Origin of the sequence: Providencia sp. PROV129, from assembly GCF_028482245.1 — a bacterium.
Taxonomy (GTDB): domain Bacteria; phylum Pseudomonadota; class Gammaproteobacteria; order Enterobacterales; family Enterobacteriaceae; genus Providencia; species Providencia vermicola.
This window is the reverse complement of the sequence record NZ_JAMPQD010000026.1, coordinates 17,387-38,251: the sequence shown is the minus strand read 5'-3', so window position 1 is coordinate 38,251 and position 20,865 is coordinate 17,387. Positions and strand designations below refer to the sequence as shown.

The 20,865-nt window shown below is 40.3% G+C and carries 20 protein-coding genes and 1 other RNA gene; 7 read left to right on the top strand and 14 right to left on the bottom strand.

Annotation, left to right across the window (positions count from 1 at the left end):
* Positions 1 to 143: 143 nt before the first annotated feature.
* The gene (gene dnaQ / locus PSF27_RS18165; RefSeq protein WP_206084632.1) at positions 144 to 902 is read right to left on the bottom strand and encodes a DNA polymerase III subunit epsilon; all 759 of its coding nucleotides are present in this window, start codon (positions 900 to 902) and stop codon (positions 144 to 146) included.
* A gap of 54 nt (positions 903 to 956) precedes the next feature.
* On the opposite strand from dnaQ, the gene rnhA reads away from it, so the two are divergent.
* On the top strand, positions 957 to 1,427 hold the full coding sequence (gene rnhA / locus PSF27_RS18160) for a ribonuclease HI (protein WP_272681969.1): 471 nt from the start codon (positions 957 to 959) through the stop codon (positions 1,425 to 1,427).
* Here rnhA and PSF27_RS18155 read toward each other — a convergent pair.
* On the bottom strand, positions 1,424 to 2,155 hold the full coding sequence (locus PSF27_RS18155; protein ID WP_206084626.1) for a class I SAM-dependent methyltransferase: 732 nt from the start codon (positions 2,153 to 2,155) through the stop codon (positions 1,424 to 1,426). The two genes, rnhA and PSF27_RS18155, sit on opposite strands and share 4 nt — an antisense overlap.
* Positions 2,156 to 2,189: 34 nt before the next feature.
* Between PSF27_RS18155 and gloB the strand changes: the two genes are divergently transcribed.
* The 4 genes from gloB (at position 2,190) to PSF27_RS18135 (ending at position 5,546) form a co-directional block, all read left to right on the top strand.
* Positions 2,190 to 2,945, top strand: coding sequence for a hydroxyacylglutathione hydrolase (gene gloB, locus PSF27_RS18150; RefSeq protein ID WP_206084624.1), 756 nt, complete (start codon positions 2,190 to 2,192; stop codon positions 2,943 to 2,945).
* A gap of 81 nt (positions 2,946 to 3,026) precedes the next feature.
* Positions 3,027 to 4,400: a murein transglycosylase D gene (gene mltD / locus PSF27_RS18145; RefSeq protein WP_272681968.1), complete on the top strand. Its 1,374-nt coding sequence runs from the start codon at positions 3,027 to 3,029 to the stop codon at positions 4,398 to 4,400.
* 500 nt (positions 4,401 to 4,900) lie between these two features.
* Entirely contained in the window at positions 4,901 to 5,269 is a 369-nt protein-coding gene (tomB, locus tag PSF27_RS18140) for an Hha toxicity modulator TomB (protein WP_225820328.1), read from the top strand.
* 73 nt (positions 5,270 to 5,342) lie between these two features.
* Positions 5,343 to 5,546 (top strand): HHA domain-containing protein, encoded by a 204-nt coding sequence (locus tag PSF27_RS18135; RefSeq protein ID WP_004905417.1) that lies wholly within the window; start codon positions 5,343 to 5,345, stop codon positions 5,544 to 5,546.
* A 356-nt stretch (positions 5,547 to 5,902) separates the two neighbouring features.
* On the opposite strand, the gene ffs is transcribed toward PSF27_RS18135, so the two are convergent.
* Both ffs and PSF27_RS18125 read right to left on the bottom strand, forming a co-directional pair.
* Positions 5,903 to 5,999, bottom strand: an RNA gene (gene ffs, locus PSF27_RS18130) — signal recognition particle sRNA small type.
* A 152-nt stretch (positions 6,000 to 6,151) separates the two neighbouring features.
* Positions 6,152 to 6,610, bottom strand: coding sequence for a YbaY family lipoprotein (locus PSF27_RS18125; RefSeq protein ID WP_206084618.1), 459 nt, complete (start codon positions 6,608 to 6,610; stop codon positions 6,152 to 6,154).
* Positions 6,611 to 6,848: 238 nt separating this feature from the next.
* On the opposite strand from PSF27_RS18125, the gene tesB reads away from it, so the two are divergent.
* Positions 6,849 to 7,715, top strand: coding sequence for an acyl-CoA thioesterase II (gene tesB / locus PSF27_RS18120; RefSeq protein ID WP_206084617.1), 867 nt, complete (start codon positions 6,849 to 6,851; stop codon positions 7,713 to 7,715).
* A gap of 132 nt (positions 7,716 to 7,847) precedes the next feature.
* Here tesB and amtB read toward each other — a convergent pair whose 3' ends face one another.
* From amtB to PSF27_RS18095, 5 genes are all read right to left on the bottom strand, one after another.
* Positions 7,848 to 9,128 (bottom strand): ammonium transporter AmtB, encoded by a 1,281-nt coding sequence (gene amtB / locus PSF27_RS18115; RefSeq protein ID WP_206084616.1) that lies wholly within the window; start codon positions 9,126 to 9,128, stop codon positions 7,848 to 7,850.
* A 10-nt stretch (positions 9,129 to 9,138) separates the two neighbouring features.
* On the bottom strand, positions 9,139 to 9,477 hold the full coding sequence (locus tag PSF27_RS18110) for a P-II family nitrogen regulator (protein ID WP_206084614.1): 339 nt from the start codon (positions 9,475 to 9,477) through the stop codon (positions 9,139 to 9,141).
* 173 nt (positions 9,478 to 9,650) lie between these two features.
* Positions 9,651 to 11,435 (bottom strand): SmdB family multidrug efflux ABC transporter permease/ATP-binding protein, encoded by a 1,785-nt coding sequence (locus PSF27_RS18105; protein WP_206084613.1) that lies wholly within the window; start codon positions 11,433 to 11,435, stop codon positions 9,651 to 9,653.
* A complete protein-coding gene (locus PSF27_RS18100; protein ID WP_272681967.1) occupies positions 11,432 to 13,177 on the bottom strand; it encodes a SmdA family multidrug ABC transporter permease/ATP-binding protein in 1,746 nt (581 codons plus the stop codon). Before PSF27_RS18100 ends, PSF27_RS18105 begins: the two co-directional genes overlap by 4 nt.
* 74 nt (positions 13,178 to 13,251) lie before the next feature.
* Entirely contained in the window at positions 13,252 to 13,713 is a 462-nt protein-coding gene (locus tag PSF27_RS18095) for an Lrp/AsnC family transcriptional regulator (protein WP_206084610.1), read from the bottom strand.
* Between the two features lie 277 nt (positions 13,714 to 13,990).
* Between PSF27_RS18095 and queC the strand changes: the two genes are divergently transcribed.
* Positions 13,991 to 14,686, top strand: coding sequence for a 7-cyano-7-deazaguanine synthase QueC (gene queC / locus PSF27_RS18090; RefSeq protein ID WP_272539001.1), 696 nt, complete (start codon positions 13,991 to 13,993; stop codon positions 14,684 to 14,686).
* Positions 14,687 to 14,741: 55 nt separating this feature from the next.
* On the opposite strand, the gene PSF27_RS18085 is transcribed toward queC, so the two are convergent.
* From PSF27_RS18085 to lon, 5 genes are all read right to left on the bottom strand, one after another.
* Positions 14,742 to 15,167: an acyl-CoA thioesterase gene (locus PSF27_RS18085; protein ID WP_225820320.1), complete on the bottom strand. Its 426-nt coding sequence runs from the start codon at positions 15,165 to 15,167 to the stop codon at positions 14,742 to 14,744.
* A gap of 181 nt (positions 15,168 to 15,348) precedes the next feature.
* Positions 15,349 to 15,720: a ComEA family DNA-binding protein gene (locus PSF27_RS18080; RefSeq protein ID WP_272539000.1), complete on the bottom strand. Its 372-nt coding sequence runs from the start codon at positions 15,718 to 15,720 to the stop codon at positions 15,349 to 15,351.
* Between the two features lie 144 nt (positions 15,721 to 15,864).
* Positions 15,865 to 17,736 (bottom strand): peptidylprolyl isomerase, encoded by a 1,872-nt coding sequence (gene ppiD, locus PSF27_RS18075; RefSeq protein WP_206084606.1) that lies wholly within the window; start codon positions 17,734 to 17,736, stop codon positions 15,865 to 15,867.
* A 177-nt stretch (positions 17,737 to 17,913) separates the two neighbouring features.
* On the bottom strand, positions 17,914 to 18,189 hold the full coding sequence (gene hupB, locus PSF27_RS18070; RefSeq protein ID WP_206084605.1) for a nucleoid-associated protein HU-beta: 276 nt from the start codon (positions 18,187 to 18,189) through the stop codon (positions 17,914 to 17,916).
* Between the two features lie 234 nt (positions 18,190 to 18,423).
* Positions 18,424 to 20,859, bottom strand: a complete 2,436-nt coding sequence (lon, locus tag PSF27_RS18065; protein ID WP_206084604.1) for an endopeptidase La — start codon at positions 20,857 to 20,859, stop codon at positions 18,424 to 18,426.
* Between the last annotated feature and the right edge of the window lie 6 nt (positions 20,860 to 20,865).

Here is a 20,865-nt window from a genome sequence, read left to right as displayed (position 1 = left end):
GTTGGGAACGCCATGCATATTACGAACACTTCATTAAGCAGTCAATACTTTTTCTTGAAAAATCGCGCAGTTGAACAGTTTTTAGCCCAAATAATAGGATAAATCACCGCACCTTTATTACGCTTAGCAAAAACCACTCAAAACTAATGCAAAGTTTCTTCTTCATCAGACTGCCGCCAAAGGCAAGGTTTTCCACCTTTCTTATCAACAATATCAAGACGAGCTTCATGAGCAATAAGTTCTTCATCAGAAGCATATAACACAGTTAAACCACTTGAAGGTCGTTCAATACGTTGAATTTCATATGCTTGCTCATTATTTGCTGATTCGGCATCCATCGAGAATGATAACGACGTTTGCCCCCCCGTCATCGCAAGATACACGTCCGATAAAATTTCAGCATCGAGTAAAGCGCCGTGCAACGTACGTTTAGAGTTATCAATTAAATAACGGTCACATAAGGCATCTAAGTTATTGCGCTTACCTGGAAATAACTTTCGTGCCAACACCAAACTATCCGTGATAGTACAAAAATCGGCTGTGGGTGGGATCCCTCTATTCAGTTTACGGAACTCATAATCCATAAAACCGATATCGAAGGGCGCATTGTGAATAACTAATTCTGCCCCTCGAATAAATTCAAGAAACTCATCAGCAATGTCAGCAAAGACGGGTTTATCTTGTAAAAATTCATCACTGATCCCATGAACCTCAAAAGCTTCAGGATCCACTAAACGATTCGGTTTGATATAAACATGGAAATTACGACCAGTTAAGCGTCGGTTAATGACTTCAACCGCGCCAATTTCAATAATATTATGGCCTTCATAATGAACACCAAGCTTATTCATACCTGTTGTTTCAGTATCGAGGACAATTTGTCGGGTTATCGCCGTGCTCATAATGGTATTTTGTGTCAAACTAGAGGTGAATGAATATTATAGAGTGTACCAGAAATGACAAAGCAGGTAGAAATTTTCACGGATGGTTCCTGTTTGGGTAATCCAGGGCCAGGTGGATACGGTATTGTCCTTCGTTATCAACAACATGAAAAAACGCTCAGTGACGGCTATTTTATGACGACTAACAATCGCATGGAGCTGCTTGCTGCCATTGTTGCCCTTGAGTCCCTCAAAAGACCATGTGATATCATCCTAACCACAGATAGCCAATATGTTCGCCAAGGTATTACTCAATGGATCCATGGCTGGAAACGTAAGCAATGGCGTAAAGCCGATAAATCCCCAGTCGTTAATGTGGACTTATGGAAACGTCTTGATGAAGCAATCCAACCCCACACGATTGATTGGCGCTGGGTGAAAGGCCATGCAGGCCACCCTGAAAATGAAAAATGTGATGAGTTAGCACGCGAAGCTGCATCATCTCCAACAAAAGAAGACACTGGATATCAACCCGCAAAAGACTAAGCACTTGGCTTTTTCGTGCGTTTACTTAACTCTTTTGCTGCCCCTAATGCGGTGCCAATTTTCATTTTCGGTTGTTTGAATTTTAATGGTGTTGGCGTGAGCGGGTATGTTCGTTTTCTCGCCACGATGACACTAAGCACACCAATTCCACCACCGCTTTTATTGATCCACCGCTGCGGGCTCATCCATGGAATTACGTGGCAATTCCGATGATATAACACTTCATAATTTAATAGACTCAGCCAATCAAATACCCTAACCGATGGAAAGAAACGGCTACAATAAGGCTGTCTTTTACGTAAAACAGGAACTAACTTTGCTAACCCTGCGAGGCTAAATGGATTAAACCCTGTAATAATCAGCCAACCATCATCGATTAATACGCGGTCAACCTCTCTCAATAGCCAATGTGGATCATGGCTATATGCTAAACAATGTGAGACTAAACAAGCATCAATCGACTTTGCTGTAAAAGGTAAGGCATCGGGCTGCGCAATAAGGTTAAAGCGAGGGTCGTTCTCCCCCACATTGAATTGATGGGAGATTAGACATTCTTCGGTATGGATTTCAGTGCTTAAATGCCCTAACTTAAGGAGATGAAAACCAAACATTTTCGGCCACCAAGGACGAAGCTGGTTTTCCAGGGCTTGCTGGTATTGTTCGCCAAAAGGAATATCAGACCAACTAACGGGCATTTGAATTTTTTTATCAATACGCGCAGGCTTCATGACATTCCCCTATTAAACAGTTTTCGAGGTCACTATGGAGTTAATTCGAGTCCCCGCTTTAAATGATAACTATATTTGGGTTTTAGCAGATAACCAAAAACAGTGTATCATCGTTGACCCTGCGGAGGCAGAGGCTGTGCTCGAAATAATCACCCAGAGGCACTTAACCCCTGTCGCCATCTTATTAACCCATCACCATAATGATCATACTGGTGGTGTGGAAGATATTTTAAACAAATTTACAACGTTACCTGTATTTGGTTCAAAAGAAACCGCAGATAAAGGCGCTACTGAATTAGTTGCAGATGGCGATAACGTCGTCGTCAATCACTTCAACTTCCAGGTTATCTCTTTATCTGGGCATACCACTGACCATATTGGTTTCTATCAAGCACCTTATTTATTCTGCGGTGATACTTTATTTTCCGCAGGCTGCGGCCGTATTTTTGAAGGTACGCCAGAACAAATGTATCAATCTATTCAGAAAATTGCTGCCCTGCCCGATGACACTCTCATTTGTTGCGCCCACGAATATACTTTATCAAATCTAAAGTTTGCGCATCATATTTGGCCTGAAAATGAAGCAATTACACAATATTTACAAAAGATAACGCAAATGCGTGACAAACATCAACCTACAGTACCTACCACATTGAAAACAGAGAAAAAGATAAATATTTTTCTTCAGTGTGATAATCAGCAATTACAGAAAAAATTGCAAATTAATATGCAAAATCCACCTTTGAGGGCCGTTTTTACCCTGTTACGTCAATTAAAAGACCAATATTGAAGTTTATTGATTGTCATATCGGGGTGGGGTAAGTATTATTGTTCGACTTTTAAACATTAAAATGAAGAACAATAGAAAAAAATGAAGATAATCGCGACGCTTATCGCCATTGTTCTGCTGGCTGGATGCCAAACTACCCCGAAAAAAGTTAAGCAGAATAAACCCACAGTAAATCATACAATTGAAACCATTGCTTCACATAACCAAGCGGCTAGTCGACAACAATCTAAAGTTGATTATGACTTATGGGGCTATATTAGTGATGAATTAAAAATGGACATCCCTGATAACCCACAAATTAGGGAAATGGCCAACAGTTATATGAATAAACAAAGTTTTGTCTACGATGTGGCATTAAGGGCTGAGCCTTATATGTACCTCATCGTAGACGAAATTAATGAACGTAACCTCCCGATGGAACTCGCTTTAATCCCAATTATTGAAAGTTCATTTAATCCCAAAGCGACCTCCCCAGCACAAGCCGCTGGCTTGTGGCAAATAGTGCCAATCACAGCCCGCTCTTATGGGTTAAAACAAACTCAATGGGTTGATGAGCGCAGAGATGTTCTTTCATCTACCAATGCTGCATTTGATTTACTCGAGAACCTAAATGTGATGTTCGGCCATGATTGGGCACTCACTTTAGCGGCTTATAACTGCGGTGAAGGTTGTGTGCAAAACGCGATTAAAAAGAACGAAGCAGCTGGCCTTCCAACTGACTTTTGGTCACTATCATTACCGAAAGAAACTAAACAGTATGTCCCTAAAATTTTAGCACTAAGTAAAGTATTAAAAAATCCAGAGCAGTATCAAGTTAATTTACCGACAAGCAATAAAAATAGAGCACTAACACAAGTGGATGTCGGTCAACAAATTACCTTATCCCAAGCGGCTGAGCTGGCAGGGTTAACAGTTGAATCCGTCAAAACCTACAACTCTGGTTATACCCGAGGGATTACATCTCCCACAGGGCCACACTATATTATGTTGCCTACTGCAAAAGCAGAGCAATTTAAAACCTCACTAACAGACCAAGAGGTTTTAGAAACAATTCGCCTTGCCACTGTGCAAAATCAACAAATTAAAGCAATAACACAACCAACAGCGATTTCAACGGCTCGCCAAAATCGTGCCAAGGTCACCACGTATAAAGTCCGCAAAGGTGAATCTATCGCCAGTATTGCTCAAAAATTCAATACGACAGCGAAAAACATTCAGAAGCTAAATGGCCTTAAAACAGCTAGCGTGATTAAACCAGGCCAAATGCTCAAAGTTTCAGGTGCCGCACCAGTCGGTAATAGTCGTAAAAGCACAGTGTACAAAGTTCGCAAGGGTGATTCTTATTACAGTATTGCAAAACGCCACGGGATCAAGCTGAATGATTTAATGACTTGGAACTCTGGAGTCAAAATGGCAGACCTGAAACCTGGCGTTACATTAAATCTCTATCTCTAAGTTGCAACCTAATTTAAAAACCTTTACTTCATTTTGTGAAGGTTTTTAAATACCTCATCTAATAGGTTGAATAAAACTATTTAAATACTCTGAATGGAGTAATACTTTTTATAAGATGTCTTATGTCAACTTTCATCTCTGATTGTATTTAAAATACACGGGTGATTTAAATACACTATAAAATTGTGTTTAGTCAGAAAATCCCGTATCCCCTCTAAAGTAGAAAAAAGTGGTTAATAGAGGGTGACTTATGTCATAATAGTGATATTATTGCTCTTACACTGAGGCGGTTTTCACTGCTAGCCTGTATTTGAATATTACTTATGTTAATAGTATAAACCTTCAAACATTCAATGTTTTTATAATAACCTTATATTTTTCAATATATTAACAACCCATGTTTTTACATTGAACATAAGTGCTTTTAATTAGTTATTATGGCTGTATTATTGATATAAAAAGATACATAGCAAACGTCAGATTCGCCTGCGGAGGTGATTATGGATGAATACTCACCCAAAAGACATGATATAGCAGAACTTAAATACTTATGTAATAGTCTGAATCGGGACGCTATTTTAAGTTTACAACAAACAAATACACATTGGATTAATGACTTAAGCTCTGACCAAAGTGCGGCGCTTAATGAACTCATAGAGCACATCGCAGCATTTGTTTGGCGATTTAAAATCAAATATCCAAAAGAAAATCTTGTTATTTCATTAATCGAAGAATATCTCGATGAGACTTACGATTTATTTGGTAGCCCTGTCATCACATTGAGTGAAATTATTGATTGGGAAACAATGAATCAAAACCTTGTCGCTGTGCTGGATGACGATCTAAAATGTCTAACCAGCAAAACTTAAAGGCTTTATTTATCTTTAGTCTAACTATCATATTGTATATTACCGAGTTATTTCTCATAAAAGAAAGGGCGTTATGACCAAATCTGATTATCTGATGCGTTTAAGAAAATGCACAACAATTGAAACACTTGAGCGAGTGATTGAAAAAAACAAGTATGAATTATCTGATGATGAATTGGAATTGTTCTACTCAGCAGCAGATCATCGCCTTGCTGAACTGACAATGAATAAACTCTACGATAAAATTCCAGCTTCTGTTTGGAAATTTGTTAGATAATATCTTAGAAACACGCACAGATAGTAAATGGTTATAGCCGGTAACAACATTTATCGGCTGAACTCATTATTATTCAAACACAATTATTGGCATTATTTTAATGCTAATACCCCTTTTACGCTGTTTATTTTCCTCTCAAACTTAAAAAGCAACTCATTTTAACAATTAATGCGATATTTTTAACTTTGTTCTATTTATATATTAGGCATTATTTAAAAACACAAAACCACCTTAACACTTATATAAAATTTAAATGTTAAATAAATTAAAGGTAACTTTATTAGTTATTAGCACTGGGTTGAATGTATTTAAATAATATTAAAGGATAAAGTAAGAAATGAAATTTTGGGTGGGAGCCCTGCCAGCGACATCCCGGCACACACGACCCCTGCTATGGCTGCTTCCTTCCGGACCTGACCAAGTTAACAAGTTAGCGTTGCGGGAGAACCAACAGAGCCCCCATTGAATGCTTCTTTCGAAGCAAATGTATTATGCTCGATCGCCGTTTAAATAGCAAGAATACTGCGGCTAAGTGCTGATTTATTACACAAAAAAGACAACCTATTAACCGTAAAATCGAAAAATTAGGTGCGATAAAAATAACGTTAATTGGCAGGCACCATTAATAATTCAATATTTTTGGTAACACCATTATTAATCACTTCAACCACAGAATCCGTGATATAAAGTAGCTTTCCATCAGCATTAACCGTTGCATTCACAGTCAGTTTACCTTCAGGCCTTACCTCATTTTTATGATAAGTTAACTCAAAAGGTATGGTCGGGCGATTATTGAATGAATCATAGTATTTTTGAGACAAAATAAGCGCAGGCAAATCCGTTATTGAAGTATCTGCAAGCGTAACAGTCATAACCGCACCTGCAGGTATAACAGAGCTCTGCACAATCACAACACGCCCTTCGATTTTTCCTGAATCAACAGTTTGGTTGTTATGGCTAGTTTTACTATTCAGTGTTTTTTCACCTGGCTTCGTGTTATTCCCTTCACAGCCGATTAAAGAAAAAACAAATATAAAGCTAACTAAGTAGCGTAAGAACATCATAATTATGACCTATAAGGCAATGTTTAATAACATATTTAAAAAACTTGAAATTGGAGAATCTTTTTTTGATGTGGGAATTGAAAAAAGTATAACCAATTTGAATAAAATAACAAAATAATATTTCAAATTGTAACTGCAAGTAAGCGTTAGTTTACCCTTACACAATCTATCTACCTATTTTGGTAAAATAATGGGAAAATACCGACATCTCATTATTTTTAACGGTATTAAGGTAATTATGAGCCCAGAATTACAGAACTTAATTAGCCTCATTGAACTAGAAAAAATTGAAGAAGGTATTTTCAGAGGGCAAAGCGAAGACCTTGGTTTACCACAAGTTTTTGGTGGTCAAGTTGTTGGGCAAGCCATGTATGCCGCTGAACAAACGCTTCCTGAAGATCGCTTTATTAACTCTTTTCACAGTTATTTCTTACGTCCTGGCGATAGCTCTCGCCCTATTGTGTACGACGTGGAAATTTTACGTGATGGTGGAAGTTTTAGTGCACGCCGTGTCAGTGCCATTCAAAATGGCCAACCAATATTCTTTATGACGGCTTCATTTCAAACCCAAGAAGATGGATATTCACATCAAAACTTGATGCCTGACGTTCCACCTCCTTCTCAATTAATTTCTCAAGATGATATTGTGCAAGCATTGGCCGATAAATTGCCTGAAGCCGTCAAAAAATATGCCTTAAGGCCTAACCCTTTCGAATTTAGGCCAGTTGAATTCTACAGCCCATTTGATGCGCCACCTCAAGAGCCATTCCGCTATATTTGGTTTAAAGCTAAAGGGCAATTACCCAATATACCTTCACTACATCATTATTTATTAGGCTACGCTTCTGACTATAATTTTTTACCTGCCGCTTTACAGCCCCACGGTCGTGGTTTTATGGAAAGAGATTTACAAGTCGCGACCATTGATCACTCAATGTGGTTCCATCGCCCTTTTAAAATCGATGATTGGTTACTTTATGCAGTCGAAAGCCCATCAGCGTCTGGCGGAAGAGGCTTTGTGAAAGGGCAAATTTACAATCCTCAAGGTGATCTTGTTGCAACAGCTGTGCAAGAAGGTGTTATACGTCAAAGGCAACCTCGCTAGACAACATCGATTGAAAAGTAAGTGATTACTTACTCAGCAAAAAGGTAATGGCAGTGTTGTGTATACTGCCATTATCAATTTGAATAGAACACAGTTTTATCCTGAATTCATAAATAAAAGTACGTGGCAGCCTTAGTTATAAGCACTTTCACCGTGGGAAGTAATATCCAAACCTTCTCTTTCCTTTTCGACACCAATTCTTAACCCTGATGTCTTCGCTGCAACCATAAAAGCAATAAATGCAACAACAGCGGTCCATACAACACACACTAAGATGCTAAACGCTTGGATACCGACCTGTTTTAGCATCGTGATGCCTTCCGCAAAGCCACTTCCTCCTAATGAACTTGAGGTAAATACCCCTGTCAGCAAGCAACCTAAAATACCGCAGACACCATGAACGCCAAAAACGTCACAAACATCATCGACTCTCAGCTTACGTTTTAATATTACCACGCCCCATAAACCCGCAATCCCTGAAAGCAGCCCAATGATTAATGCGCCGCCAACGCCAACAGTTCCAGCCGCAGGAGTGACCCCAACAAGTCCAGCTAAGCAACCCGAGCAAGCACCAAGTAAAGACGGTTTATCCCTAAAAATCCATTCCGCCAATGTCCACGATAAAATCGCACCAGAAGCCGCTGCAACGGTGTTAACAAAGGCTAAAGCAGCTATACCATCAGCACTTCCCGCAGAGCCTGCATTGAATCCAAACCAACCAATAAATAAAATGGATGTTCCCATAAATACCATCGGCAAGTTGTGTGGTTTAATCGCCTCTTTACCAAGCCCTGTACGATGGCCAAGTAAGTAAGCACCAACTAAGCCTGCGACTGCCGCATTAATATGTACGACAGTTCCTCCCGCAAAATCCAATGCCCCATCTTGTGAAAGAATTCCGCCCCCCCAAACCATATGTGCCATAGGTAAATAAGCAAAAGTGGTCCAAATAACAGTAAAAATTAAAACGGCTGAAAATTTAATCCTCTCGCCTAAAGCTCCGATCACTAGCGCCACGGTTAAACATGCAAACGCCCCTTGGAATGCAACATGAACAAACTGCGGAATTGTTGCGGATAAGCTTTCCACTGTAATTCCCTTTAACATCACAAGGCTAAATCCACCAAAAAATGCATTCCCCTCACTAAATGCTAAGCTGTACCCATAAACAATCCAAATAACAGAAACCAACGCTAGAATTACTGTCGTCTGTGCCATAAGTGAAAGTACGTTTTTGCTTCTTAATAACCCGCCATAAAACAAAGCAATACCTGGTACAATCATGAAAATCACCAAGGCAGTGGATATCATCATAAAGGCATTATCTGCTTTATCTAATCCCTCTTGGGAAGCCAAAACAGTCATTGGAAAACTACTTGCTGCTATTAATATATATTGAAACCATTTACGCATCGCCGTTCTCCTAAAGTGCTTCATCTTGTTTTTCACCCGTACGAATTCGTACTGCTTGCTCAAGTGGCAAAATGAATATTTTTCCATCGCCAACTTGACCGGTGTGTGCCTTTCTCTCGACTGTTTCAATGACTAACTCGACTAACTCATCTGGAACGGCAATCTCCATTCGCACTTTAGGTAAAAAATCGACGGTATATTCTGCCCCTCGGTATAATTCAGCATGCCCTTTTTGTCGTCCAAAACCACGCACTTCTGTCATTGTCATCCCTTGAATGCCAATTTCGGACAACGCCTCGCGAACCTCATCTAATTTAAATGGCTTAATGATTACGATGATATATTTCATTCTCACTCCTATAAGTCATCTCAATAGCACGCTCATCCTCTATGAGCGCTACTGACTTATGAGCAAATCTCATGCCAAAAACTATTTATTGTTTAAATTCAATTAGAAACAACAAAATAAAAAACCACTCGAATGAGTGGTTTTCTAGGATGCATTATAATAGTGCAGAATAATTAGCTAGTTACAACCTCAATCCCAGCATCACAGCGGGCATTTAAGGATTCACCGACCTGTTGCAACTGGTACATTTGATAATAACGCCCTTTTTGTTGTAAAAGATGCGAGTGAGTCCCTTTCTCAACAATTGCACCACGATGCAGCACAATCACTTCATCAGCATCAACAATGGTTGATAAGCGATGCGCAATTACCACCAGCGTTGTATTTTCACGAATAACACGTAACGCCTTTTGAATCGCTTGTTCTGTGCCTGAATCAATATTTGCAGTTGCTTCATCCAAAATAAGAATTTTAGGCGTAACTACTAGCACCCGAGCCATCGCTAATAGCTGCCGCTGCCCAACAGACAGTGTATTTCCTTGCTCGCCAAGTACAGTATCTAAACCCTCCGGAAGCTGTCGAACTAAGCCTGCAAGTTGCACAGTTTCAAGCACTTCCCATACTTTACCTTGACTAACATCACGCCCTAATGCCACATTATCAAAAAATGAAGACGCTAATACGACAGGATCTTGCTGAACCATCGCAATACCGTTACGCAAAGTTTGGTGAGACAAAGTGTGTAAATCACGACCATCCAGCAATATTTCACCTTTTTGCCATGGGTAATACCCCATAATCAGGTTAGCAATCGTACTTTTACCGCTTCCAGTGTGGCCAACCAACGCAATAAAGTGGTTATTCGGCACATGCAGATTAATATCATTCAAAACTAATTTATCATCGCGATAGGCAAAAGAAAGATGATTAATGGTAATTGAGCCACCTTGTAACGGAGCAATGCTTTCGCCATAGCCTTGCTGTGGGCTATCCATTAACTCAAAAACACGCTCACCAGAAACCACGGCTTGCTGCAACATCGATTGCTGTGATGTTAATTCAATTAGCGGTTCATTTAATCGGCCTAAATAATTAATAAAAGCATATAAAACGCCTACCCCAATCGTTGTTGTCCCTTCAATGCCAAATAAGAATAGTAAACCACACAGGATAGAAGCAGAAAATAAGCTAAGTAATGGACGTAGCAACAAACCATCCAGCTTTAATGCTTTCATTCTCGCTTTATAATGCTCTTGACTCACATCCTGCATTTTTGCGCCAAACCGAGCTTGCTGCAAAAATTGTTGGATCACCGTCATACCATTAATAACTTCATTAAAACCGTTATTTATATCCGCAAGATATGAACGAACTCGACGAATAATCGGTGTGCTTAGACGTTGATAAGCTATCATCACAACAAATACAGCAGGAAAAATCATTACTGCAACTGATGCCATTCGCCATTCAAGGGAAAACATCGCGACTAACATGGCGCAAATCAGCGCTAAGCTACGAAACACCGTCGGAACAACCATAACAAAAAGGTCTTTGATCACCTCAGTATCATTAGTAACGCGAGAAATTAGCTGACCAACGGGCTGTTTATCAAATGCACTTAACGGTTGCCGAAGCGCCGCATTCATCACATCAGTACGCAAGTTTTGCACCACGCCGACAGCGGCTTTATTAAATAAAATGATTTGGTAATAATGCAGTAGCGCAGCAATTACCTGTAGCAATATAAAACCAATAACCATATACAAGGTCAGTGGCATGATAATTTCTTTTTTAGCCACCATATTATCAATAAAGTAGCTAACGAGCAGAGGCCCACTGACCTCCGCAATTGCAGCTAGCCATAACATACCAATAGCAATACCCATCGTGCCACGGTAAATTTTCCCGTAGGAGAGAAGCCGTTTTAATGCTGGCCAAAGTGGTTTTTTCTGGCTCATAGTTCACCATCCAAAGCCGCTTCAATTTGTTGATAATGATACATATCTTTATACCAGCCTGGCTGACTTATTAGAAATTCATGCTCACCTTGAGCGGTTATTGTCCCTTGAGATAGCACTAAAATAGTATCGGCCTCCACTAAGGCAGATAACCGATGAGCACTAATAATTAACGTTCGTCCTTGTCGCCAGTGGCTTAAGTTCTGCAATATAGTAAATTCTGTTTGCCCATCCACTGCGGAAAGGGAATCATCCAACACCAATATTTCTGCGTTTTGTAAAATTGCCCGTGCAATAGAAATACGTTGTTTTTGCCCCCCTGAAAGCATAACGCCCCGCTCACCCACTTGCGTCTCATAACCTTCTGGCAAACGCAAAATATCATCATGCACACAGGCAATTCGTGCCGCTTCTTCGATTTCAGCTTGCGTGGCATCTGGTCTGCCAAGAGCAATGTTTCCTGCCACAGTATCTGAAAACAAGAAAGGGGATTGGTTCACAATCGATAACCTTGCACGCCATTCATCTAGTTTGATTTCAGATAACGGCAACCCTTGATAGCAAATGTCCCCGTCAGTCACATCAAATTGTCGCTGTAATAACGTTAATAATGTGGATTTTCCTGATCCAGTCGGCCCACAAATACCTAAAAACTGTCCTGGTTTTAAGTTGAATTGGACATTGTATAGCGAGGTTCGAGCTGTTTCTGGATAGCTAAAAGCGCTAATGTTCACACTCAATTCACCTTTTTCAGGTTGCAATGAATGCGAGCCATCGTTAATCACCAGTGGCTCATTTAATAAGCTTAAAATTCGGCTATAAGCGGCACTACCGCGTTCAACAATATTAAACATCCAAGCCAGGGCTAACATTGGCCAAATCATTAGCCCTAAATACATAATAAAGCTAGTGAGTTCACCTAACGTGAGCGAACCATCTAATACCATCCAGCTCCCACCCGCGATAGCGAGTAAATTCGCCATGCCGATTGCCATAAATATCGTTGGGTCAAAACGCGCATCAATTTTTGCGACATGCATATTACGGCGGCCTGCTTCGGTCGCCACTTGCTCAAACTGGTTAGATTGATGGTCTTCAAGACCAAAAGCCTTGATCATGCGAATGCTGGTTAAACTTTCTTGTGCATGGTTGTTTAATGATGAAAATGCGCCTTGGGCATGCTTAAACCGATGGTGAAGCTGATCCCCATAGCGCTTGATGACGATAGCCATAATTGGCATCGGAATCAACGCCAGTAAGGTTAACTGCCAGCTGATCTCAACACTCATCATAATTAAAACAGCGCATCCCATAACCAACGAGTCAACTAGCGTTAACACCCCTTCCCCTGCTGCAAATACGACACGATCTACGTCATTTGTCGTACGAGCGATGAGATCCCCTGTACGATATTTCAGGTAAAATGCTTGGTTTTGCAGACTTAATTGGCGATAGAATTTCTGGCGTAGTTGAACAGCCAGTTTATAAGAGGCACCAAATAGCCAAAGCCGCCAAACATATCGCAAGCCATAAACAATTAATGCAATGAATAACATTAGCAGGACGTAGTTGACTAGTTGACTTCTCGGCATGGTTTCTTTGCTAATCCCATCAACAACCACGCCAACAATGCGAGGAGGAATGAGCTGTAAGATAGCAATGACAATCAAAAAGCAAACAGCGCCGAGATAGCGCCGCCATTCACTTAAAAAATACCATTTTAGTTGTGAAAATAATCGCACGTATTGCTGCCTTGAATGATTTTAATTAATTTATACGCCTTAAGCTGCCTTATATTGTCTTTTCTGCCGACAATCTAATCAGGGATAGGTAAAACTGTTGTATATTTGATTTTTTCCATCGCAAAGCTTGAAGTGACATCAATTAAACCCTGAACACCATTCACCAGCTTTTTATAAAAAAGGTCATAAGATTTCATATCATGCACTTCAACTTGCATCAGGTAATCATATTCCCCCGCCATACGGTAAAACATCAGTACCTCTGGCATCTGACTAACAAATGACACAAATTGCTCATACCACTCACTATTATGGTGCTGAGTTTTTATCGTTACGATAACCGTCAAGCCTAACCCCAGCTTTTCGCCGTCAAGTAGCGTAACTCGTCCACGAATGTAGCCTTCATCTTCGAGACGTTTTAGGCGCTTCCAACACGGTGTAGAGGTTAAATTAACCGCTTCAGCGAGTGTATTGAGGGATAAGCTACTGTCATTTTGCAATAAACAAAGCAGTTTTTTGTCTATTTTATCTAACATGATTGCTCTCTTGGCTTAGGTGTAAATGCTTTTTGTTATGTTTTTAATATTGGAAACCTTATTATGCAAAACATCATCATTCAAAAAAAATAATAGTGTCACCAATTCGCTTTATTATAGAATAATTTTATACAAATTAAAGAATAATAGGATAAATAGCACATCAAATAGACTAAACCTATAAAAATAAAACTGTTAATTATGTTATCACCTCGCTAACATGGAAAACTAAAACCTCATTTTCTTGAATTACATGAATTATCACCAAGGAGTGACTATGAAACGCGCGGTTGTCGTCTTTAGTGGTGGGCAAGACTCAACAACTTGTCTGATCCAAGCCTTAGAAAATTATGATGAGGTGCATTGTGTCACTTTCGATTATGGACAACGACATCGTCAAGAAATTGAAGTTGCGCTGAAATTAAGTGCATCATTAGGCGCAACAGCCCATAAAGTTTTAGATGTCACATTACTCAATGAATTAGCCGTGAGTAGTTTGACGCGAAATAACATCCCTGTCCCTGATTTTGAAAAAAGCGAGGCGAGTGGATTACCGAGTACCTTCGTACCTGGGCGCAATATCTTATTTCTGACCCTAGCAGCAATTTACGCTTATCAGGTCCAAGCAGAAGCAGTGATCACTGGCGTATGCGAAACCGATTTTTCAGGTTACCCCGATTGCCGTGATGAATTTGTTAAAGCGCTTAATCACGCTGTCACTCTTGGTTTAGCAAAGGATATTCGCTTCGAGACGCCCCTTATGTGGCTAAACAAAGCCCAAACTTGGGCGTTAGCTGATAGTTACGGTCACCTTAACACCATCAAAGAACAAACGCTAACTTGCTATAATGGTATTCAAGGCGATGGCTGCGGTGAATGTGCAGCCTGCCATTTAAGAAGCAATGGCTTAAACGAATACTTAAACCAAAAAGAAGCTGTAATGCAGTCATTAAAACAACTACAAGCTAAATAATGCAGCAAGCAAGTTTACCTACCTGATAATCAAGATCAGGTAGGCTTTCATTTAATTAACTAATAAAATCATCAATAACCGCATTAAATGACTCCAGCTTCTCACGCAGCTCTTCATCAATCACAATCGCTTTATTAGTTAGGTTATCAATAAATACGAAAGTGACATAAGCATCAGAGACGACTTCTGATTGCCCTGCTTTATTACGAATAATTTGTTGATAGCACACCGCGCTTTTAGAACCGATTTTATCCATCCGTGTCACAACAGTGAGTTCATCCCCCAGCAATACCCCCTGAATATAGTTCACATTGATATTCACGGCAGCCATGGTTAAATTGCTTTGTATTGCCCAACTGATAAAGTTGCGCTTATTCATCCACTCCCAGCGGTCTGCCTCGTAGAACTCTAAATAGCGTGCATTGTTTACGTGCTGGAATACATCAATATGATAACCATGAACTTTAATCTTTGTTGTCATAACTACTCCGACCAGTTTATATTCCGATAACATAAAAATAACAAATGTACGGGAAATATGCTGAATAAATATCACGAATAAGACTTAGCTCTCAAATTATTTACCATAAAACAGTAAATCAGATTAATAAATAGCCATATCATAAGTAGCTCCCCAATCATTCGAATGAGGAGCCATGACATCAAAGCATGAGTTTATTCTTATTTTTTTCTAAAAACGCAGGGCCAATTCCTTGGACTTCCAAAATATTTTCTATGGTATTAAACGCACCGTATTTTTCCCGGTACTCGACAATAGCTTTTGCTTTTTGTTTGCCAATACCATTCAATTTTTGAGCCAGCTCTTCTGCCGTTGCGTTATTAATACTCACTTTATTTGATTGGTTGATATCAATACCTTTTACGCTTTCTGTAGATTCAGTTGGCTGAGAGTGTGTTATTGCGTTTTTCTCTGCTGTGTTTTTTTTCGCCCATGTTAAAGATGAAAAGCCCCCCAATAATGCTAAGCATAATGCTGTCGCTAAACTACGTTTAACAATTGTTTTCCATGACATGATGTTTCTCCTATGTATGTAGAGACATCACAGTGCCAGAAAAAAATCATCTCGGCATTTTGCGAAAAATAAAAATGCGAAAGGCCACCCAAAGGTGGCCTTTTAATAATATGCTTACAACTTAAATTGCGAAGCTACTCGCAATTATTCAAGATTCAGAACTTCAATTTTCGCATTTTCACGTAAATTAAGCATCAACGCTTCATTCACAGCAGAGCTCATCACACCTTGGTATTCACGGGATAACTGTTTCAGCTCGTCTTCCGTTGGCTGGCCTAAAGTCACTTTATCCAACTGAATAACAACATAGTTGTCAGATTCATCACGTGCAATAGAGTAGGCAGGCTTACCATCAACAGGTTGAGCCATGTCCATTGCTGTGTTAATCGTCGCGGTTTGTGGCATTAAACGCGAAACAGTTTGCACGCCAGTAAATTTAACGCCCGCTGTACTTAACGCTTCTTCGCCTTTACCAGCTTTCAAGTCAGCAAGTAGCTTGTCTGCGGTTGCTTTTAGTTCTGCATCGGCTTTCTGGCGCTTAACTAATGTTTCAATCGCAGGTTTAACTGTTTCAAACGGCTCTGTGCTTTCTGGTTTGTACTCAGTCACACGAACAACAAATGCACGGTCACCTTCAACGTTAATTACGTCAGAGTTAATCCCTTTAGAACCATTTTTATCAACTAGACGGTCGCTAAAGACTTCATTGATAACTTTAGGGAAATTTAACGCCGCAGGTGGATTGTTACGATCAAACCAATCTGTTGTCACCATTTTCAAGCCAGAAACAGATTCAACTGAAACTAATGATTCCATATCGCTTGTGGCAGCCTCACTGACTTTCTGTTGTAAGTCATAGAACTGCTTGATGTTTTTATCTTGCAGCAAGCTAACTTTGATGGTTTCAGAAACTTGTTCAAACGGTTTTGTTGACTCAGGCTTAATATCATCTAAACGGAAAACAACGTAGTTATCCTGCGCTTTAACTGGTGCCGAAAGTTGGCCTTTTTCTGTTAAGTTTGCAGTGATAATTTCGCTCGGCGTTGAAGCGGCCTCCATCCAACCAATCAGGCCTTTGTTACCCGCACTGAATTTATCCGTTGATTTTTCAGCCGCTAGCGTTGCAAAATCTGCACCTGCTTTGATTTCATTGATGATGTCGTTCGCTTCTTTTTCTGAAGCTACTTGGATCATGCTGTATTGTTTTTGCTCTGCCTGAGTGTAATTTTTCAGGTTTTGCTCATAATACGTTTTCACTTCTTCATCAGAAACCGTGGCTTCTGGCATAGATGCTGCGTCCATTTCAACATAGCTGACTTTCACTTTTTCCGGTGAAATAAAACTATTTTGATTCGCATCGTAGTATGCTTTCAGCTCTTCTTCAGATATCGTTTGTTTCGCTTGCACATCAGCTAAGGACAAAGTTGCAGTGCGAATTTCACGCTCTTGCATAAATAATTCAGCATATGCTTTAACTTCTGATGGTAAAGCGAAGTCCGTCCCAGTAAAAGATTTCCCTAGCTGAGCACGTGTTAAATCTTGGCGAATTTGTGCCGCAAAACTATCCGCATTGATGTTATAACGACTTAAGATTTCGCGATATTTGTCGCTATCAAACCGACCATCAGTTTGGAAGATTGGCATAGAGAAAATGGATTGCTCAATCTGTTGATCGCTTGCTGAGAGATTCAGTTCATTAGCATATTGATTAATCAATTCATTGTTAATCAAATTATCAAGCGCTTGGCGACGCAGCAAATTCATGCTTTCTTCATTACTCGCCACTTCAGAGAATTTATCTCCCAAGTATTCTTGTAATGATTGGCGTTCCTGCTGAAAAGCCTGCTGTAACTGTTCCTTGCTAATTGGCTGCCCATTAACTTCTGCTGCTTTGTTGGCACTATTGCCACCTAAGCCGCCCATCATAACGCCTGTCAGCACGAATGACAGCATAATGAGCCCTAGCAAAATTTTAATAAAAGGACTGTTGGCCTTCGTGCGTAGATTTTCCATCATAAAAAGGCTTAACTCCGCTTTGTTGAATTCAATTTCTTAATAATACGCTAATCTTAACTCAGAAAGAAAAAAAAAAGCGCACCATGGAAATGGTGCGCTTATATATTAGCTGATTAAAGGCATTCCGTCAGTTTGAGTTTTTGCAAAAATGCAAGAAAGACAAACTAAAATACTTAATTAGCTATTAACAGCGTCTTTAAGACCCTTGCCTGGACGGAAAGCTGGAACTTTCGCCGCAGCGATTTTAATCTCTTTGCCCGTTTGTGGGTTACGGCCTGTACGTGCAGCACGCTCACGAACAGTGAAATTACCAAAGCCAACTAAAGCAACATCGTCTCCTTTACTCAAAGAACTCGTTACAGTAGCAACGAACGCGTCAACAACGCGACCTGCAGCAGCTTTAGAAATATTCGCATCAGAAGCGATTTGATCAATCAGTTGAGCTTTATTCACTCTTATCATCCCCATTATTAGTTGGACTATAAACCATCAAATTAACTATAGCAGCTAGCTTCTATTCGTACAGCTAATTAATGATTTAGCCGTTATATCAATCCTGATTACCAATGGCAAGAGAACAGATTGCATACAAACAATTATCAGAATCATCGCTAAATTAACGATGAAAAAAAAGGCTGACAAGCCCTAAATTAGCTGTCAGCCTTAGTTTTATGCAAACTTCTTGATTCAGCTCACTCTTTTCGCTTTCTTTTTAACAACCTCAACCCCGAAAGGCGGGTTAACTAAAGCTAAAGAAAGAACTTCTTCAATGGTTTTCACTGGGTGAATTTCTAAATCAGCGATCACATTTTGAGGAATTTCTTCTAAGTCACGTTCGTTTTCTTTAGGGATTAATACGGTTTTTATTCCGCCACGGTGTGCAGCTAATAATTTTTCCTTTAACCCACCAATTGGGAAAACTAACCCTCTTAATGTGATTTCTCCCGTCATTGCCACGTCTGCACGAACTGGGTTACCTGTTAAACAAGAAACCAAGGCTGTTGACATCGCAATACCTGCGCTTGGGCCATCTTTTGGTGTTGCACCTTCAGGAACGTGAACGTGGATATCGCGTTTCTCATAGAAATCGCTGTTAATACCCAGTTTTTCAGCACGAGCTCTCACCACGGTTAAGGCCGTCTGGATTGACTCTTGCATTACTTCACCTAAAGAACCTGTATAAGTCAACTTGCCTTTACCTGGTACACACGCAGTTTCAATGGTAAGTAAGTCCCCACCCACTTCAGTCCACGCTAAACCAGTCACCTGGCCGACACGGTTTTCAGTATCTGCTTGGCCGTAGTCGAAGCGACGAACCCCCAGATAATCTTTTAAATTATCTGCGTTGATTTCGATGTGTTTGAGTTTTTTATCCATTAATAATGCTTTAACGGCTTTACGACACAATTTCGAAATTTCGCGCTCTAAACCACGCACACCCGCTTCACGCGTATAGTAACGAATAATGCTCATTAATGCGCTATCATCGATCGTTAATTCGCCTTTTTTCAAGGCATTACGTTCAATTTGTTTCGATAATAAATGTTTTTTAGCAATATTCAGTTTTTCGTCTTCGGTATAACCTGAAAGGCGAATCACTTCCATACGATCCAGTAGTGGCGCAGGGATATTCATCGAGTTTGACGTTGCAACAAACATAACGTCAGACAAGTCGTAATCCACTTCTAAATAGTGGTCGTTAAACGCGATATTTTGTTCTGGATCAAGCACTTCTAATAATGCTGATGCAGGGTCTCCGCGCATGTCTGAAGACATTTTGTCTATTTCATCCAGCAGGAACAGTGGGTTTTTCACCCCAACTTTTGCCATTTTCTGGATAAGTTTACCTGGCATTGAACCAATATAGGTACGACGGTGACCACGGATTTCTGCTTCGTCACGCACACCACCTAACGCCATGCGGGTGTATTGGCGACCCGTTGCCTTCGCAATAGATTGACCCAAAGAGGTTTTACCAACCCCTGGAGGCCCTACCAAGCAAAGAATTGGCCCTTTGATTTTACTGACACGGCTTTGTACTGCCAGATACTCTAAAATACGGTCTTTAACACGCTCAAGGCCATAATGATCGGTATCCAACACTTCTTGTGCTTTAACTAAGTCTTTTTTGACTTTGCTACGCGCATGCCATGGTACTTGCACCATCCAGTCGATATAACTACGGACAACCGTGGCCTCTGCAGACATTGGAGACATCATTTTCAGCTTCTGCAATTCTGCTTCTGCTTTTTCTTGTGCCTCTTTTGGCATTTTCGCTTCTTCGATTTTACGTTTTAGCGATTCATATTCATCTGGCGCGTCATCCATTTCACCCAGTTCTTTCTGAATAGCTTTCATTTGCTCATTCAGATAGTACTCGCGCTGACTTTTTTCCATCTGCTTTTTAACGCGATTACGGATGCGTTTTTCGACTTGCAGTAATTCTGTTTCTGACTCCATCATCGCCATCAGGAACTCAACACGTTCAGCAATATTTGCCATTTCAAGAACGCGCTGTTTATCCGCTAATTTTAGCGGCATGTGGGATGCAATAGTGTCTGCAAGTTTATCAAGCTGGTCTTGCTCTATCGAGTGCAATGCAGTCAGCACTTCTGGTGGAATTTTTTTGTTGAGCTTAATATAGCTTTCAAACTGGCTCACAATGGTGCGATACAGCACTTCATTTTCTTTTTCATCAAGAATTGATGCTGGAGTGCCCGCTGTGGTTTCGTCGTAAACGGCACCTTCAGCGTGTTTATCTTGTTCGGATGCTAAATACTCAGCTTGCGCGAGGAAATACTCGCCGTTATCCGTCAAGCTAGTAATACGCGCACGTCTTAAGCCTTCAACTAAGACTTTCACTGTGCCGTCTGGCAGTTTTAGCATCTGAATAACGGATGCAACTGTACCAACAGCAAATAAATCGTTCACCCCTGGCTCATCAGTCGAGGCTTCTTTTTGCGCAACCAGCATCACTTGTTTGTCATGATCCATCGCTGCTTCCAGACTGTGAATGGATTTTTCACGTCCAACAAACAGTGGGATCACCATATGTGGGTATACCACTACATCACGCAGAGGCAATACTGGTATTTCAATGCGTTCGGAACGCTCTGGATTCATAAAGCT